This is a genomic window from Hymenobacter sublimis, assembly GCF_023101345.1.
GTDB classification, from domain to species: Bacteria; Bacteroidota; Bacteroidia; order Cytophagales; family Hymenobacteraceae; genus Hymenobacter; species Hymenobacter sublimis.
Map to the genome: position 1 here is coordinate 4,037,149 of NZ_CP095848.1, position 17,796 is coordinate 4,054,944.

The window sequence follows — 17,796 nt, forward strand, 5'->3', positions numbered from 1 at the left end:
CCCAAGTTCGGCATTTTGGCGTGGAGCGCGAAGCGCCGGTGCGGGGCTACAACCGGTGGGCAAAGGCCCGCAGCAGCTCGGCAACTTCCTCGGGTGCTTCGTAGGGTAGCAGATGGCCGGCACCGCCAATAATTTCCAGGGGCGTGCCCACGGGCAGCAGGGGTAGTGTTTCCAGCCCGTGCACCGACGGTGACATCACATCATCCTGGTCGCCGACGATGATGGTGCAGGGCACGCGCACGTTGCCCATCTGGGCGCTGAGGTCCTCGCGGCTGCCGTGTAGTAGCCAGGCATCCCAGGCCAGGCGGGTGCTGCGCAGATTATCGTCCAGAATTTGCTGGTGCAGAGGCTCGGGCAGGGTGCGGACGGTTATTTTCTGGAAGGTTTTTTCGGCTTCCGGGCGCTTGCCATAGGCCCGCAGGCTGGCCATTCGGTCGGCATCGGTCATGGGCTCCGGGCTGGGCGGCGAGGGGCTCAGCAGGGCCACCCCAACTAGGCCGGCGGGTTGGTGGGCGGCTAGGGCCAGGGCAATTTTGCCACCCATGCTGTGGCCCACCAGCACGTAGCGCCCTACCTCATTCTCGGCAATGAAGCTTTCCACCTGCCGGGCATACGCCCCCACCGAATAGCTACTGACGATAGGCTCCGGCGCCGCACCAAAGCCCAGCAGATCAGGCGCTAACAAGGGGTAGTCGGGGGCTAGCAAATCGGCCACTGGTTGAAAGGCGCGGCCGGAGCCGGCCCAGTAGTGCAGGCCAATAAAAGTAAGCGCGGGAAGAACAGCAGGCATAGTTGATGTAGCAAGGTAGGTGGCCCGCACGGCTGAGCTTGCGGGCCGCAAACGGGGTAGCTGCTGTACGTAGGCGTACTGGGTTACAGCCGGGCGGAACCCGCAAGTTTCTCCAGGGCCGCCCGGAACTCGGATGTGTCATAGTCGGCCATGCCCTCGTGACGGGCCGCAATCTGCCCATCAGGCCCCACGATAATGGTGGTCGGAATTGACTCAGACTCGAAGGCCGGGGGTAGCGGGGCGGCGGGAAAATAGGCAGGAAAGGTGTAGCCCTTGCGAGCCATCAGACGGCGCGCCTTCTCCGGATTCTGGTCAAACGAAATCATCACGAACGCCACTTTTCGCTTATCTACTTGGTTATAAAGCTTCTGCAAACTAGGCATTTCGGCCACGCAAGGCGGGCACCAGCTAGCCCACAGGTTCACCAGAAGTACCTTGCCCTGCAAGTCGCGCAGGTTGGCCGGCTTGCCATCCAAGGTCAGCAGGGGCACGTTGTGCGGGTAGGTGCCGGCCGTGGGTTGGGCGCGGGGCATAGGCGCGGGCGCAGGCAGGGTTGGCCGCCACAAGCCGGTAGCCAGTAGCCCCCGCTGCACCCCACCGAGTACTGGCGTGCGCAAATCAGTAAAGAGAACCACCAGCAAGGCAATGAGCCCCATCCACTGGATTAGCGTACTTGCTGTCGGCTTTGAAAATTGCATAGGATGGGTTGTCGGGTGCTGAGTGCAGCAAGATAGCGCCACTGCCGCCTACCCCGCCACCGACCGGCGCTACCGGTTCGGGTAAAGCGTGACCGGAGAAGAAAGTTTGGCGCGTAAAACTACACACGGCCGCTCCCGATGCCCGGGGCGGCCGTGTGTAGTAGGTAGTTTGGCGAAGAGCGGTGGCGGCTGGGCACTGCCGCCTGGGATGCTCCTAGCTGCCCGCAGGCCTGCGCCTAGAGGGCTTTACATGGCTTTCTTCCGCGTGGCCTGGAATTTTTTGATTTGAGGGTCGATGATTTTCTTGTCGCCGACTACCACGATGGTCATGGCTTCGGGGCGCACGTATTTGCGGGCGGTTTCGCTGACTTGCTGGGGCGTCACGGCGTTGATGTTCTTGACCTGCTCCGTGAGGTAAGAATCGGGGAGGCCGTGCAGGTCCAGGGTGTTAAGCTGGCCGATGATGCCGCCCGGCGTGGAGTTGCGCAGTACAAACAAACCCGACTCGTAGTTCTGGATGCCTTTCAGCTCCTCAGTAGTGGGCGGGGTTTTCTGCAGGCGCTCAATCTCGTACACGATTTCCTTGAGCGAGTTGCCGGTTTCCTGGGTGGTCACGTCGGCGTTTTGGCTCCAGTTGCCGGCACGGTAATGGGTTTCTACGAAGCTGTAGGGCGAGTAAGTATAGCCCTTGTCCTCACGGATATTGCGCGTAATGCGCGAGCCGAACGAGCCGCCAAGCAAGGAATTCATTACCCGCACCTTCATGTAGTCGGGGTGCGAGGGGTCCACGACGGGCATCCCAATGACGATGGTAGACTGGGGCGCGCTGGGCCGGTCCAGGGTCAGCACATCGGGCCGGATTTGGGCTTTGGCAATTTCAATGTGGGGCACCGGGCCTTTTGCCCACTCGCTCCAGCTTTTGGTAATGGCCTGGCGCAGAGCACCCTGGTCGAACTTACCGGCCACGTACACGCTGGTGCGCTGGGCCCCGTACTGGTTCTGGTAGAAGGCTTTTACCTGCTCCAGGGTCAGGGCATCAATGGCGGCATCCGTGGGCAGGGGGCGGCCGTAGGGGTGGCTACCGTAGAGGGAGGCGGTGAACTTTTGGCGGGCCTGAGTGCCGGGCTGAGCGCGGGCCAGATTCATCTGGCGCTTAAAGTCCGCCTTGATGCGGGGCAACTCACTGGCCGGCAGGGCGGGGTGCTGCACCACATCGGCTAGCAGCGTAGCCAGCTCAGGCGCGTACTCCGAGAGGCAGGAAGCCCACAGCATGGTTTGGTCTTGGCCCACTGAAACGTTGAGGGAGCCGCCCATGCGCGCTACCTTATCGGCTAGCTGGGTGGCGTTGAGCGTGTTGGTGCCTTCGTTCAGGAGCTTGCCCAGCACGTCGGCAATGCCTACTTGGTCAGGGGCTTCGTGCACGTTACCGGCCTGAATGGCTACCATCATCGTCACTTTGGGCACCTGGCCGTAGGGTACTAGCTTGGCCGAAAGCCCATTGGGTAGCTCAAACTCTTCCTTGGCTGGCAGGGCAAAATCACGGGGCGTGCCACCGGGCGGCGGGGTTTCCTTGGGCGTTGCCGGGACTGGGGCGGCAACTGGCTTGGCTGCCGTCGTGGCTTTGGCGGCTGGTTTGCTGGCGGGTTTAGTTTGGGCGAGAACTGCAGGTGCGGTACTCGTTAGGAGGGCGGCGCTGAGCAACCCGAAATAGAGCGTTTTCATAAGTCGGGTTAACTTTTAGCCAGTGGGTTTACAACAACAATGGTCCGGTTGGTGGGCCGCAGGTACTCCTGAATGGTGCGCTGCATGACCTCGGGCGTGATTTTGCGGAACTCGCCTTCGAGCGTATTGATGCGGGCCGGATTGTTATCAAACAAGGCAAAGGCCGCTAGCATGTCGGCCCGCCCGAAGTTGTCGGAGCCGGAAAGCTGGTCGTAGAGGGTAGAGCGGAGCTTGACTACCGCCAAATCCAGGGTCGATTGGTCGATGCCGCCTTTGGCCAAGCGGTTGATTTCCTGGTCCAGCACACTCACTACGGAGTCCGACTTCACGGTCTGGTCGTAGGTCAGGTTGCCCATCCAGAGCATGGGGCCGGCATAGTTGAAGGCATTGCCGAGGTAGTTGATGCCTCCGCTCACGTCGTCGGTGAGGCCGCGCTTCTGCACCATAGCCTGGTAGAGGCGGGAGTCTTTGCCCTGCAGCAGAATCTGGTCGAGCAGGATGAGGGCGTAATACTCGGGGGTGTTGCGCTCGGGCATGTGGTAGGCAAAGGCCAGGGCAGGCTTGGTGGCCAGCTTATCGTCCTTGGTGAAGCGCTGTTCCTTTTCCTGGCGGGGCTCCGTGAGGTCGGGCTTGGGCGGCTGGGCCACGGCCGGAATCCCCCCGAAGTACTTCTGCACCCAGGCTTTGGCTTCGGTCGGTTCAAAGTCGCCGACGACGGCCAGGGCGGCGTTGTTGGGGGCGTAATAGGTTTTAAAGAACTGCTGGGCGTCCTCGAGGGTAGCGGCGTCGAGGTCTTTCAGGTCGCCGTAGAAGTTGTGGGCGTTGTTCCAATTTTTGTTGGCGTACTGGGGCATGTCCAGCCACGGAAAGCCGCCGTAGGGCTGGTTGAGCACGTTCACGCGCACCTCGTTTTTCACTACCCCCTGCTGGTTGGTCAGGTTGGCTTGCGTGATGGCCAGCCCGCGCATGCGGTCGGCCTCGGCCCACAGCATGGTTTCCAGCTTGTGGGCGGGCACTACCTCAAAATAGTTGGTAAAGTCGAAGCGGGTAGAGCCGTTCAGAATGCCGCCGTTTTTCTGAATCAGCTGAATAAATTCCATCTTGCCCAGGTTCTGGGAGCCCTGAAACATCAGGTGCTCAAACAAATGCGCAAAGCCGGTACGGTTACGGGGCTCGTTGCGAAACCCAATGTTATAGTACGCCGCTACCGTGGCCGTTGGGGCGGTGTGGTCAGGAGAAAGAACGACTTTCAGCCCGTTCGGCAGGGTGTAGTACTCCACCGGAATCTGAAAAGACGACGTTACTGCCTGGGTGGGGGCGGCCTCAGCGGTAGGCGACGGGGTAGTGCTGGTCGTAGCCACGGAGGTAGCCTTGGGGCTGCAGGCACCAAGGGTCAGCAGGAAGGCCGTGCCCCAACTCAGGGCATAACCTATCGGGGGTAGTGGTTTCATAATCAACAGGTAGGAGTGGTGAAGTATCCGGGATTGGCCACAACCTACACAATCTGCCGCAAAGAATTAATCCTACTCTATATAAGGAAAACAAATAATCAACAAACCGGGCACAGCCGGGTATTGGCGGCCGGTTTTCGTCAATGAATACCCAGCCAGGGTAAGCCCGATAACTTCCTATCGGTGGCTTGCCTGTATTCCAGCAAGAAGGGCCTGGCTCGTTGCCTCCGGAAACGAACGCCTAGCTACCCTTCTAGCAGCCAACCTTATTTCTCCACTTTCAGCGTGGCGGGGCGAGTGGTGAATTCAAACATTTCGCCGTGGGGCATGATGGTGATTTGGCCGAATTCGCGGATCATCATTTTGTAGCTCTCCCCCACGGGCCTGATCTTCCGGTCGAGGTCATAAAGGCCGCAGGCATTGACGCTCAGGCGCTTCTCGGCCAGACTGATGTCCCAATCGAGTTGGTCGAGGAGGCTGTACCAGGTGAAACCAACCACGGGCACGCCATCTTGACGGATGCGCTGCACGTTCACCCATTGCTTCCAGAGCCAGCATTCGGCGTCTTTGGCGTTGAAGGTGTTGGTTTCGGTGTGCATCACGGGCTTGCGGTACCGCTCGTAGTATTGGCGCGTCATGGTGTACCAACCCAGCACGTCTTCGGCCGCGCACCAGTCGCCGTTGGGCTTGATAATCCGCTCGTTACGCCCGTAGTAGTCGTTGCCCATGATTTGGTAGCCAGGCGGCTCCCCGGCCATAAACCAGTCCAGCTCCTGGCGGGTCAGGCCATTATCAAGGCAGTATATCAGCACTTCCGAGTCGATGGGGTGGGCGTAAAGCAAGTCCAAGGACAGGAACCGCAGCTTATTAAGCAGGCAGATTTCCGGGGTCGGCACGGCGCGCATCTCGTGCACATACTCCGCCGATTCACTTTGCACAATAATACAGTCGGGGCGGTACTTGGCAATCTGCTGGTTGCCCATGATGCTGGCCGCCGCAATGTGCTTCATGGCCGTAATAAAGGCTCGGTCGTCGCGGAGTTGCTCGTTCCAGATACCATCCTTGGCGGAGGCCCGGGCCGTGACGTAAATCTCGTTGACGGGAGTATAAAAGCGCACCCAGGGGTAGCGGCGGGCCACGGCTCCGCAGTACTCCGCGAAGTGTACCGGCAACTCCGGGTTCTGAAAGTTACCAATCCAGTCGGGCACGCCGAAGTGCATCAGGTCCAGAATGGGCGTGATGCCCAGGCGCTTGATTTCGGCCATGGCCTTGTCGGCAAAGTCCCAGTCGAACCGGCCCGGCGCCTTATGAATCAGGTAATAGGGCAGGTTGTAGCGCAGCACTTTGAGCCCCAATTCCTTAACCAAGGCCAGATCTTCCTTATACCGAGTGTAATGGTCAGTTTCGGCCAGCAAATCGCGCCGAATGGTGCCGTTGGCAATGGTGGGGTACGAGCACTCAATGCCGGTGGCAAACATGAAGTTACCCGCGTTGCCAGTAGGTAGGCCGCTGCCATCATGCCCCGCCGCGCCGCCATGCTCGTCGCCCTCGTACAGGCCGTCGCCGAAGTTGTCTTTGATGTGGGTTAAGAAGCTTTTAGCCATTGGGCAATAGGGGTCAGGTGGCAGTTGTTGGTACAGAGTGCGTTGAAAATGGGCATATGCTGACAACTGACAGCTGGCACCCGACAACAGAAATCACCTATCCAGCCGCTGCTGGGCGGCCAGGAATTTGTCGGCGGTGCGCAGGCTCAGGGCCATGATGGTAAGGGCCGGATTAACGCTGAGGGCGCTGGGAAACACGGAGTTGTCGCAGATGTAGAGGTTGGGCACATCGAAGGCACGGCCTTCGGGGTTAACTACCGCGTCATCGCCGGAGAGGCCCATGCGGGCCGTGCCAATGGTGTGGGCGTACCGCTCATAGGCCCAGATGTCGCGGGCGCCGGCGGCCTCCCAAATCTGGCGCATGAGCTTTTCGGCGTGGGCGTTCATGCGCTGCTCGTTTTCCTGGGCCGTGAAATGCACGCGCGGCTTGGGCAAGCCACGCACGTCTTTTTCGTCGGCCAGTTCCAGAAAGTTGTTCTCGTGGGGCAGACAGTCGCCGAGAATGTTGATGCCGGCGGTATGGTTATAGCTGCGCATGTAGTCGCGCAGGGGCTGGCCCCAGAGCTTGCGCTTGCGGGCCATTTGAGAGGCAAACGTAACGGGCATCACGCCAATGCTTTGGAGCAGGTAGCCGCCCACAAAATCGGCATCTGTTGGCCGGTGAGTATCCTCTGAAATCAGCCCGCCCGGAATACCCTTGTAGGGCCGGATGTCCTCCTCGAACGTGCCCCAGACTTGCATACCAGGGTGGGCCATAAAGTTTTTGCCGACCTGCCCGCTAGTCAGGGCCAGCTCGTTGAGCAGCAGCAAGCGGGGCGTTTCTACGGCCCCGGCGCACAGAAACAAGTGGCGGCAGCGCTGGCGTTTTTGCTCCCCATATTGGGTGTAGACTACCGCCGTCACGCGGCCCTTGGCGTCGCGCTCAATTTCGGTTACAAAAGCGTCCGCCCTGATTTCGGCGCCGTGGGCTTCGGCCAAGGGTAGGAAGGTGACGTCCATGCTGGCCTTGGCCCCGCGGTTGCAGCCAGCCTGGCAGAAGCCCCGGTTGGTGCAAGCCTCGCGCCAGCCCACCCCCTCCTGGTAGTAGCGCGCTGACAGCGCCGCATTAGCAGCCGGCGACGTTTGAATGCCTAGGCCTGCGCAGGCTTTCTGCATGAGTAAGGCGGCCCCGTTCAGAGGAAGCGGCGCCAGTGGGTAGCCCGTGCGACGCGGCGGGTCCCAGGGGTAGGGCGTGGGCCCACTAACGCCTAGAAAGTGCTCCAGCTCCTCGTAATACGGCTCCAGCTCCTCCACACCAAAAGGCCAATCAACCCCCTTGCCGAAGTCGGTGAACAGGCGCAGGTCGTCGCGGTGGGCGCGGGGCGTGTAGGCAGTGTAGTGCAGGGTGGAGCCGCCCACGCCGGTGCCGGAGTTGTTGTTGCCAAAGGCTACCGGGTTCTGGCCCGCCGACAGGCGTTCATCGTTCCAGAACAGGAAGTGCTGGGCTTTTTCGTCGGTGGCGTAGTCGCGGGTAGGGTCGCGGCGGGGGCCGGCTTCCAGGGCTACTACCTTCAGGCCGGCCATGGCCAGGCGGGCCAGCAGCGGCGCACCGCCGGCTCCGGTACCAATCACCACGCAGTCCACTTCGTCCACGGGGTCGGGCAGCGGGGCCGGCTGCTCCTGCTCAACGGGTGCCTGGGCGAGCAAACCACCGTTTTCCGCCAAGATGCTTTTCAGCAACGGATCCTGTATTTCTGGCTTCGCGGGGTTCAGAACGCCTTCCTCCAGAACTTCTTCGTCGGGCATAAGGGAGAGGTAAGATGATGAAACGGTGGAATGGTAAGCTGGTGAGCTAGTGGCTTTTCTGGACTAGCGGCGTGTGCTGCGCCACTGACACTGCCTAGGTTCGTGGCACGGAAAACTCAACTGTTCAACCGCTTACGGTTTCACCTCCTCCGGCTCGCGGGCCTCCAGCTGGTTAGGTTCGATGCGGTGCCAGCCGGGCACGTCGGCCATGCCCACGTACCCAATTTCCTCCTGGGCCAGCGGATGGGAATAGTAGGCCTCGGCCAGCTCGGCCAGTAGCTCCTCAAAGAACCGGTCGATGGGCAGGTGCTGCCAATTTTCGCCGGGAGCAGTGCCGTTAGCCACGGCCGCCACAACCTGATCTTGCTGAGGTTCAGACAGGTGCCCGAAAGGCCGTTGAAACAGAACCTGAGCCGCCTGATTGATGCCCCCCAGGCCCAGACGGTAGGCTTCCCGGTCGGGCGGCATGGCATCGTAGCGCCAGCCATCGGAGTCGCCCTGGGCCAGGCGTTTATCTACCACCGGGGCTAGTTCAATAGGCTCGGGGCGCTCCGGCTGAGGGTAAATGCGCGCCGCTACCGCCCGCAGGAGCTCGTACGTAGCCTCATCAAAAAACTGGGGCGTGTACTCGGAGGTATCCAGACGGGGCAGCAGGGCGGCGCGGGTAGCTTCCGTCACGAGGTCGGTTTGGAGCAGGGCGCGCACGGTGCCATCGGGGTAGTGAGGGGAAGCCATTCGGGTCGGAAATCAGCCGGTGAGCAAGAAGAACGTAGCCCTACCTGACGAGCTAGGTTGACGCAAGGTTTCTACTCAACAATAAAAGCTCCTCTTTGACTTAAAAATGAGATGCTTTTGCGCGTAAGGCCCGTTTGCCGCCAACCCGTTAGGCCCACCAAGCCTCGCCCAACAAGCCAGCAAGGCTACCATGCGGCTGTTGACTGGCGTTACTGGTCGCTGCTCATTTTACCACCCGTAACGTGCACCAAGGAGCCAGTCATGAACGAGCCGTCCTGGGAGGCCAGCAGCACGTAGGCGGGGGCCAGCTCTTCGGGCTGGCCGGGGCGGGCTAGGGCTACCTCGTAGCCGAACTTTTCAATTTCTTCCTGCGGCATGGTGCCGGGGATGTTGGGCGTCCAGACCGGGCCGGGCACCACGCAGTTTACCCGAATGCCTTTCTCGCCGAGGTAGGTTGCCAGGCTTTTGGTGAGGGCATGAATGGCCGATTTGGTACAGGCGTAATCCACCAGAATCGGGATGCCGGTAAGCCCCACAATGCTGCCGGTGTTGATGATGCAGTCATGCTGCTTAAGGTGGGGTATAGCGGCCTGCGCCATCCAGATGTAGCCCAGAATGTTGGTATCGAAGGTGCGCCGGATTTGCTCTTCGGATATATCCTCGAACTTCTCGGCGCTCATCTGAAAGGCCGCATTGTTGACTAGAATGTTCAGGCCGCCCAGCTCTTTGCGGGTCAGGCGCACGGCCTGCTTGCACTGCTCTGGGTCGCGCACATCTAGCTGTAGCAGCAGGCACTGGCGGTGTTGTGCTTCCACAAGGCGCTTGGTTTCTTCGGCGTCCAGGGTGTTTTCGTTGTAGAGCACCGCTACGTGGGCGCCTTCCATGGCAAAGGCCACGGCCACGGCCCGCCCGATGCCGGAATCAGCGCCGGTCACCAGCGCAATCTTGTCTTGAAGCTTGCCCGCGGCTCGGTAAGTAGAGAAATCCATGGCCGGCTGCAGCTTCATATCGGCTTGCCGGGCGGGGTAGGGCAGCTTCTGCGCGTGCGCCTTCATTTCCTTGGCCGTCGGCCGCTTCACGGGTTGGGGTGCCTCGGTAGCGGCGGCCGCTTTTGTGGCGGCGGGCGTGGCAGCCGACTTTTTACCCGGCGCGGCCTTAGCAGCCGACGGAGCGGGAGTAGATGAGGCAGAAGGTTTCTTGGCAGCCATTTGGGTAGCAAAGTATAGTTGAGGTTTCTGCTTACGCAGATTCCGACCTCAACAGCTAACCGGTATGCCCTTGGTTGGAACAGCCGTTCTGGCGGGGCCTCACCCCCAGCCCCCTCTCCTCAGGAGAAGGGAAGCCACGGCGGTAAGCGGTAATAAGTGACACGTTAGCAAGAAGTCGGGGCAGTAGCGGCTGGAAAACCAGGTTAAGCAGTTTCAGACCGCCGGGCCTACAGTGCGTTGAGCCCAAAACCGAAAACCCGCTTCGCCTCCAGTGTCATCCTGCGCTTGCCAAGGACCTTACCACGTAGGAACAGGACGTTGTTACGTCAATCGTTTACGCGCTGCTTAGGATGACACTGGGAGGCAAACGGGAATGGAATGAGGTTAATTGCTCAAATAAAAACCCGCCCCTGCTTGCGCCGAGACGGGTTTTATATAGCAGATTACGAGCAGGTTAGTGCTTAGTTATTCTGGTAATCAACGGGCTCTTTCACGTCCGCGCCCTGGTCTTGGAGGGCGGGGTAGTCGATGTAGCCCTTGTCACCGGGCACGTAGAAGGTGCTGGGGTCAGGGGTGTTGAGAGCCGCCCCAACGCGGAAGCGCTCCACCAGGTCGGGGTTAGCAATGAAGGGTACTCCGAAGGCAATCAGGTCGGCCTCGTTGTTAGCCAGGGCCTTGTCGGCGGTGTCGTGGGTGTAGCCACCGTTGAGGATGAAGGTGCCGTTGAAAATCTGGCGTAGGTGCGCGGCTACGGCCGGAGTGCCGGGCTTGGCCGCCATCGGGTGACCAGGCAGGGCCTCAATGACGTGCAGGTAGGCCAGGTTGAACTGGTTGAGCTGCTCGGTAACGTAGCTAAAAGTGCGTACTGGGTTCGAATCGTGGATGCTGGCGCTGCCCTGGGGCGAGAGGCGGATGCCCACCCGGTCGGCGCCCAGCTCATCGACTACCGCTTGCACTACTTCCAGCACGAAACGGGTGCGGTTTTCCAAGCTGCCGCCGTACTCGTCGGTGCGCTGGTTGGAGCCGTCCTGGATGAACTGGTCGAGCAGGTAGCCGTTGGCCCCGTGGATTTCGGCCCCGTCGAAGCCGGCCAGCTTGGCGTTGCGAGCCGCCTGGCGGAACTGGTCGATTACCCCCGGAATTTCGCTGAGCTCTAGGGCGCGCGGCGTGGGCACATCCTCGAAACCCTGGCCGGTAAAGGCTTTGGCGCCTTCCGGCTTGATGGCCGAGGGAGCAACCGGCAGCTCACCCTTATGGAAGAAAGGGTGCGACACCCGGCCTACGTGCCAGAGCTGGATGTATATGCGGCCCCCGGCGGCGTGCACGGCGTCGGTTACTCTCTTCCAGCCGGCTACCTGCTCCTCGGAGTAAATACCCGGCGTGTTGATGTAGCCCACGCCCTGGGGCGACACCTGCGAGCCTTCCGAAATGATGAGGCCAGCCGTAGCCCGCTGCACGTAATAGGTCACAACGGAGTCGGTGGGTACGTTGGCGGGGTTGGTGGCCCGGCTGCGCGTCATGGGCGCCATGGCAAAGCGGTTGGGCAGGGAAAGCGCGCCCACTTGCACGGGCGTGAAAAGATTGGTGGTTTGGCTCATGATGAAGTCGATGGTTGAGAAACAATGACGTACCGTTTCAGCACCCATCAACTAATGTCTATACACCAATGTTTTCATCGTCCTAACAAAAAGCAAAAACTGTTCTTCCACTGTAGACCGAGGAATCTGAGATTCGCCCCTGAATTCCCTGGCCCCTCGTTCCACTTGCAGGGACAGTTCTGTAGGACGTTACTGCTCAACCTATTGCACCACTACCTCCACGCGCCGGTTGCGGGGGCGCTGCTGCGGGTCGCGGTTGTCGGCTACTGGCCGGGCCCCGCCGTAGCCCCGGGCCGTAAGCCGCACCGAGTCAACACCTTGCTGCACGAGATACTGCCGCACCACCCGGGCCCGCTGCTCAGAGAGGCGTAGGTTTAGGGCGGCTTCGCCTACATTATCGGTGTGGCCAGCTATTTCCAGCTGCATAGTGGGCTGGGCGCGCAGTGTACGAGCCAGGGCATTCAGGGTAGGACGCGAGCTGGGCAGCAAAGCCGCCGTGCTCTGGGTAAAGTAGAGGTTGGGCAGCGTTACGGCCGCGCCTTTGCTCAGCGCCGTTAGGTCGGGTAGATGGGCGGTGGCGGTGTCGGCTTTTGCGGGCGCTGCTCTGGTCACTACCGGCACCACGGCTGACTTAGGTTTGGCCGCAGCTACGGGCGCTGGGCTGCTAGCTGCGCGGGCCGGCTTTGCATTTGGCTTTGGCTTGCCGCCGGAAGCAGCCGCCGGTGCCGCTGCCGGAACGGAGGCCGCGGCCTTGGGCTGGGGCGGCGTAGCCTCCACGAGAAGTAAAATATTGGTGGGCAGAGTGGAGTACAGATTAGCCGCTGGAATGGGCTGCGGTTCGTTGAACGTGTTGAAATCGGGTAGCTGCCAGGCTAGTAGTGCCCGCGAGTCCCGGTCGCTCTGGTAGTATTCCACCCGCAAGGCGTAGTAGCTCCCAGCTTTCATTTTCAGGTGGGTTGTGGAAACCGTTACGAGCTGATCGTGCCAGGAATCCAGCACTTTCTTCCCGCCGATCCAGACGCGCATCCCGTCGTCGGTAGCAATCTGGAAGGTGTACACCCCCGTTACCGGGGCATATACGTGGCCTGCCCAACGCACCGAGAAGTACTCGCCCGGCACGCCTGGTCCCGGCGACACAAAGTGGTTGCCGCTGGGCCCAACGGTCCAGTTGAAGTCGATTGCTGCATCGGTGCGAGTCAGCACTAGCTTCTCAAACTTTTTACCCTCGTAGTACTGTCCACGCAAGCCCGAGCCGGCCTGGTGTTGAGCCAGCGTCCAGCTGCTCAGCAGGCATAAGCAGCCCGTTAACAGTTTCTGACACAGAGAGGATAGCATCATAGTCGCAGACATCTAACGTATTGACCACAAGATGAACAAAATGCCAAACCGCACGAACTTTATTCAATGAGCAGGCCATTCCGTACAACGAACCATTCAGCTAAGCCTATATACTTCTGCTAAGCAAACCGTGCAGCAAGCCACCAACTTGCTGTTGCTACCCGCCTGTAAAACGCGACATTCCACGTCGTGTCGGTGAGCAGTAAGCATTGGACGATGTGAGTTAAACAACTTCAGCAACGACTGAGACGCGAAGCGTCGCGTCTTCTGCAGGCGTGCAGCCTGAAAGCGAATGACTCTACCTCCCTCCCAAAACTTCCCGGATTGAAAGTTGAAGATTCCGGTTGTATCTTCGCCCTGTTACTTATCCAGAAAGACCGAGGGATTGGGCCCGATGACGTCTTAGCAACCTGAATAAAACAAGGTGCTAATTCCCTTTCCGGGCGGCTTGGGCGGTTTGGAAGAAGATAAGAACAGGACTCGCGCCCCCACGCGGCTCTTTCTGGATAGGCACTTTTTTGCTGCCGATTTTCTTAGAAGAGCCGATATGCCGACGACCCTCCACCGCCCCCACTCCCCGCTGCACGACATCCTGGCCCAGCGCGTCCTGATTCTGGACGGCGCCATGGGCACCATGATTCAGCGTCACAAGCTGGAAGAGGCTGATTTCCGGGGCACCCGCTTCGCGAATCATCCCAACCCTCTGCGCGGCAACAACGACCTGCTCAGCCTCACGCGGCCCGACATCATCAAGGGCATCCACGCCGATTACTTCGCGGCCGGGGCCGACATGGTGGAAACCAACACGTTCAGCGGCACCACCATCGCCCAGGCCGATTACGGCCTGGAGGACATTGTGTATGAGTTGAACTATGAGTCGGCGCGCATAGCCCGGGAGGTAGCCGACGAGTTTACGGCCCAGAACCCCGCCAAGCCTCGCTTCGTGGCCGGCGCCATCGGGCCCACCAACCGCACTGCCTCCCTGTCACCCGACGTAAACCGTCCCGGCTTCCGGGCCGTGACCTTCGATGAGCTGGCCACCGCCTACCATGAGCAAGTGCGCGGCCTCGTGGAGGGTGGCTCCGACGCCCTGCTCATTGAAACCATCTTCGACACCCTGAACGCCAAGGCGGCGCTGTACGCGGTGCAGAAGTTCTTCGACGAAGGTGGCCGCCCGGTGCCCGTTATGATTTCCGGTACCATCACCGACGCCTCTGGCCGCACCCTTTCGGGCCAGACGGTGGAGGCTTTCTGGAACTCGATCCGGCACTTGCCCCTACTGAGCGTGGGTTTGAACTGCGCCCTCGGCGCCGATCAGCTGCAAGTGTATATCAAAGAGCTGAGCCGCATTGCCGACGTGCACATTTCCGCCTACCCCAACGCCGGCCTCCCGAATGCCTTCGGGGGCTACGACGAGTCGGCTGAGGAGTTTGCGGGCGTGGTGGAAAATTACCTCAAAGAAGGTCTCGTGACGGTAGTAGGCGGTTGTTGCGGCACCACGCCCCAGCACATCGGCGAGCTGGCTCGCCTGGCGGAGCGGTACGAACCGCGGCGGGTGACCCTACCCCAACCCCTCCCCGGTGGGGAGGAGCTTAGATCAGCTTCTGCTGATAGGATAACCAACATGTCTGGCACCCCTCCCCACCGGGGAGGGGCCGGGGGTGGGGTAACCCGCCTCGCCGGCCTCGAACCGTTCAACATCACCCCCAACAGCCTATTCGTCAACGTGGGCGAGCGGTGCAACGTGACGGGCTCCCGCGCTTTCGCCCGCCTTATCCGGACCGGAAACTACGAGGCCGCCCTGCAAGTAGCCCGCGACCAGGTGGAAGGCGGTGCCCAGGTCATCGACGTGAACATGGATGAGGGCATGCTCGACTCGGAGCAGGCCATGACCACCTTCCTGCACCTGATTGCCTCGGAGCCCGATATTTCGCGGGTGCCGATTATGCTGGACTCTTCGAAGTGGAGCGTGCTGGAAGCCGGCCTTAAGTGCGTACAAGGCAAGAGCATTGTCAACTCCATTTCCTTGAAGGAAGGCGAGGAAACCTTCAAGGAGCGGGCCCGCACCGTGCGAGCTTACGGCGCCGCCATGGTAGTCATGGCCTTCGATGAGAACGGCCAGGCCGATACCCTGGAAAAGCGCATCGACATCTGCCGGCGCAGCTACGATATCCTGGTAAACGAAGTCGGCTTCCCGGCCGAGGACATCATCTTCGACCCCAACATCCTGACGGTGGGCACCGGCATGGAGGAGCACCGCAATTATGCGCTGGACTTCATTGAGGCCGTCCGCTGGATCAAGCAGAACCTGCCCGGCGCCCTCACCAGCGGCGGCGTCAGCAACATCAGCTTCTCTTTCCGCGGCAACGATGTGGTGCGCGAGGCCATGCATTCGGCCTTCCTCTACCACGCCATCCGGGCCGGCCTGGATATGGGCATTGTGAACCCCAGTCAGCTGGCCGTGTACGATGAAGTGCCCAAAGACCTGCTGGAACTGGTGGAAGACGTGCTCCTGAACCGTCGCCCCGACGCCACCGAGCGTCTCGTAGACTTCGCCGACACCGTAAAGCAGAAAGACAAAACGGAGGTAGTAGCCGACGCCTGGCGTAGCCTGCCCGTAGCCGAGCGCCTGCAGCACGCCCTAGTAAAAGGTATTACGGAATTTATCGACGAGGACACCGAGCAGGTGCGCCAGCAAGTAGCCAGGCCGCTCGAAGTAATTGAAGGCCCCCTGATGGCGGGTATGAACGTAGTGGGTGACTTGTTTGGCGCGGGCAAAATGTTCCTGCCCCAGGTCGTGAAATCGGCCCGCGTGATGAAGAAAGCCGTGGCCTACCTGGAGCCTTACCTGCTGGCCGACAAGCAAAGCGGCGACCGGCAAACGGCCGGTAAAATCCTGCTGGCCACGGTAAAAGGCGACGTGCACGACATCGGCAAGAACATCGTGGGCGTAGTGCTGGCCTGCAACAACTTCGACATTGTGGACCTGGGCGTAATGGTGCCCCTGGAAAAGATTCTGGACGAAGCCCAGAAGCAACAGGTGGACGTCATCGGCCTGAGCGGCCTCATCACCCCAAGCCTAGATGAAATGGTGTACGTGGCCCAGGAAATGGAAAAGCGCGGCCTCCAGACTCCGCTCCTCATCGGGGGCGCCACCACCTCCCGCCTGCACGCGGCCGTGAAAATTGCGCCCAACTACTCCGGCCCGGTGGTACACGTGAATGACGCTTCCCGCTCGGTAGGCGTGGCGGCGGCTTTGCTGGGCTCCGCCGATGTGGAATACGCCCGCACCGTGCGCGAGGAGTACCGCCAGCTCCGCGAAGACTACGCCGGCCGTCAGCGCGAGAAGAGCTACCTGCCCATTGAAGCCGCCCGCGAAAACGGCTTCCAGGCTGACTGGGAAGCCACCCGTATTGTGAAGCCGAGTTTCCTGGGCACCAAAACACTGGAAGACTACCCCCTAGCTGAGCTAGCGGAGTACATCGACTGGACGCCCTTCTTCCAGACCTGGGAGCTGAAGGGCCGCTACCCCCGCATCCTCACCGATGAGAACGTGGGCGAAGCCGCCACCCAGCTCTTCCATGACGCCCAGAAGCTGCTCAAGCAAATCATTGACGAGAAGCTGCTCACGGCCCGCGCCGTAGTGGGTTTCTGGCCCGCCAACACCGTCGGCCACGATACTATTCAGGTGTTCAAGGATGACAGCCGTGAGGAAATCCAGACGGAGTTCTTCACCCTGCGCCAGCAGAGCGAGAAGGCCCCCGGCGTGCCCAACCTCGCCTTTTCCGACTTCGTAGCTCCCCGTGAAACTGGCCGCGCGGATTACATCGGGGGCTTTGCCGTGACGGCAGGCCTGGGCATTGAGAAACTGCTGGAGAAGTACGAGCAGGAGCACGACGACTACTCCAGCATCATGGTAAAAGCCCTAGCCGACCGCCTCGCCGAGGCCTTTGCCGAGCGCCTGCACCAGCGCGTACGCGAGGAATTCTGGGGCTACGACCCGGCCGAAAATCTCACGAACGAGGACCTCATTCAGGAGAAATACAAAGGTGTGCGCCCTGCCCCCGGCTACCCCGGTTGCCCCGACCACACCGAGAAAATTACCCTATTCGAGCTGCTCGACGCCGAGAACAAAACCGGCATCCGCCTCACCGAGAACCTGGCCATGTACCCCGCCTCCTCCGTGAGCGGCCTCTACTACGCCCACCCGGAAAGCCGCTACTTCGGCCTCGGCCGCATTGGCAAGGACCAGGTAGCGGACATTGCCGAGCGCAAGAACATGCCACTTGCCGAGTTGGAGCGCTGGCTGGCCCCCAACCTGAACTACGACCCGGCCAGCGTGCCCGTAACGGCGCTGTAGTGGCCTCACCCCCTCTCCCCCGGAGAGGGGGTGAGGCAACCCTTGAGGCAATCGACGCCCGCCTAACCGCTGACAGATCAAAATGGCACCAACACCTAAAAGGCTTCAGCGCCGAAATGCGACGGAACCCAACCGAGGCTGAAAACAAGCTTTGGCAAGCTCTGCGTAACCGACAACTTGCTAACGTCAAGTTCCGGCGCCAGCACAGTATTGACCTCTACATTGTTGATTTTGTGAGTCTTGCGCGCAAATTAATTGTAGAGGTAGACGGAGAAATCCACAACCAGCCTGACCAGCAGGACTATGATGCGGGCCGCTCTACACCACTGCAGGAACTCGGCTACCGAATCTTACGCTTCTCTAATAACCAAGTGCTGCACGAACCAGATCAGGTGCTAGCAACTATCAAATCTGCCCTGTAACCAAACCACAGCCCCCCCAAAAGTCGCCAGGCTCCCTCTCTCCACGGGAGAGGGGGCCGGGGGGTGAGGCACCCACCAGAACGAG

At 60.7% G+C, this 17,796-nt stretch carries 12 protein-coding genes and 1 riboswitch; of the genes, 2 read left to right on the forward strand and 10 right to left on the reverse strand.

The annotated features are described in order from the left end of the window. Window positions 1-46: 46 nt before the first annotated feature. The 10 genes from MWH26_RS16965 to MWH26_RS17010 all read right to left on the reverse strand — a co-directional run bounded on the left by MWH26_RS16965 (window position 47) and on the right by MWH26_RS17010 (window position 12,929). Window positions 47-790, reverse strand: coding sequence for an alpha/beta fold hydrolase (locus tag MWH26_RS16965; RefSeq protein ID WP_247975203.1), 744 nt, complete (start codon window positions 788-790; stop codon window positions 47-49). 83 nt (window positions 791-873) lie between these two features. Then, complete coding sequence (locus MWH26_RS16970) at window positions 874-1,488, reverse strand: TlpA family protein disulfide reductase (RefSeq protein ID WP_247975204.1); 615 nt, start codon at window positions 1,486-1,488, stop codon at window positions 874-876. A 246-nt stretch (window positions 1,489-1,734) separates the two neighbouring features. After that, the gene (locus MWH26_RS16975) at window positions 1,735-3,210 is read right to left on the reverse strand and encodes a M16 family metallopeptidase (protein ID WP_247975205.1); all 1,476 of its coding nucleotides are present in this window, start codon (window positions 3,208-3,210) and stop codon (window positions 1,735-1,737) included. An 8-nt stretch (window positions 3,211-3,218) separates the two neighbouring features. Then, window positions 3,219-4,661 carry a M16 family metallopeptidase gene (locus MWH26_RS16980; protein ID WP_247975206.1) on the reverse strand — a complete coding sequence of 481 codons (1,443 nt, stop codon included), beginning with the start codon at window positions 4,659-4,661 and terminating at the stop codon, window positions 3,219-3,221. Window positions 4,662-4,927: 266 nt separating this feature from the next. Further along, the gene (locus MWH26_RS16985; protein ID WP_247975207.1) at window positions 4,928-6,265 is read right to left on the reverse strand and encodes a family 1 glycosylhydrolase; all 1,338 of its coding nucleotides are present in this window, start codon (window positions 6,263-6,265) and stop codon (window positions 4,928-4,930) included. A 93-nt stretch (window positions 6,266-6,358) separates the two neighbouring features. Next, complete coding sequence (locus tag MWH26_RS16990; RefSeq protein WP_247975208.1) at window positions 6,359-8,050, reverse strand: GMC family oxidoreductase; 1,692 nt, start codon at window positions 8,048-8,050, stop codon at window positions 6,359-6,361. A 132-nt stretch (window positions 8,051-8,182) separates the two neighbouring features. Continuing rightward, on the reverse strand, window positions 8,183-8,785 hold the full coding sequence (locus tag MWH26_RS16995) for a gluconate 2-dehydrogenase subunit 3 family protein (RefSeq protein WP_247975209.1): 603 nt from the start codon (window positions 8,783-8,785) through the stop codon (window positions 8,183-8,185). A gap of 209 nt (window positions 8,786-8,994) precedes the next feature. After that, a complete protein-coding gene (locus MWH26_RS17000; protein WP_247975210.1) occupies window positions 8,995-9,993 on the reverse strand; it encodes an SDR family oxidoreductase in 999 nt (332 codons plus the stop codon). Window positions 9,994-10,454: 461 nt separating this feature from the next. Beyond that, window positions 10,455-11,591 carry an alkene reductase gene (locus tag MWH26_RS17005; RefSeq protein ID WP_247975211.1) on the reverse strand — a complete coding sequence of 379 codons (1,137 nt, stop codon included), beginning with the start codon at window positions 11,589-11,591 and terminating at the stop codon, window positions 10,455-10,457. Window positions 11,592-11,792: 201 nt separating this feature from the next. After that, a complete protein-coding gene (locus MWH26_RS17010; RefSeq protein ID WP_247975212.1) occupies window positions 11,793-12,929 on the reverse strand; it encodes a PA14 domain-containing protein in 1,137 nt (378 codons plus the stop codon). A 361-nt stretch (window positions 12,930-13,290) separates the two neighbouring features. Beyond that, window positions 13,291-13,403: riboswitch (SAM riboswitch) on the forward strand. Between the two features lie 73 nt (window positions 13,404-13,476). Here MWH26_RS17010 and metH point away from each other — a divergent pair. After that, window positions 13,477-17,289, forward strand: coding sequence for a methionine synthase (metH, locus tag MWH26_RS17015; RefSeq protein ID WP_247975213.1), 3,813 nt, complete (start codon window positions 13,477-13,479; stop codon window positions 17,287-17,289). A 116-nt stretch (window positions 17,290-17,405) separates the two neighbouring features. Beyond that, window positions 17,406-17,711: an endonuclease domain-containing protein gene (locus tag MWH26_RS17020; protein WP_247975214.1), complete on the forward strand. Its 306-nt coding sequence runs from the start codon at window positions 17,406-17,408 to the stop codon at window positions 17,709-17,711. The last annotated feature ends 85 nt before the right edge of the window (window positions 17,712-17,796 follow it).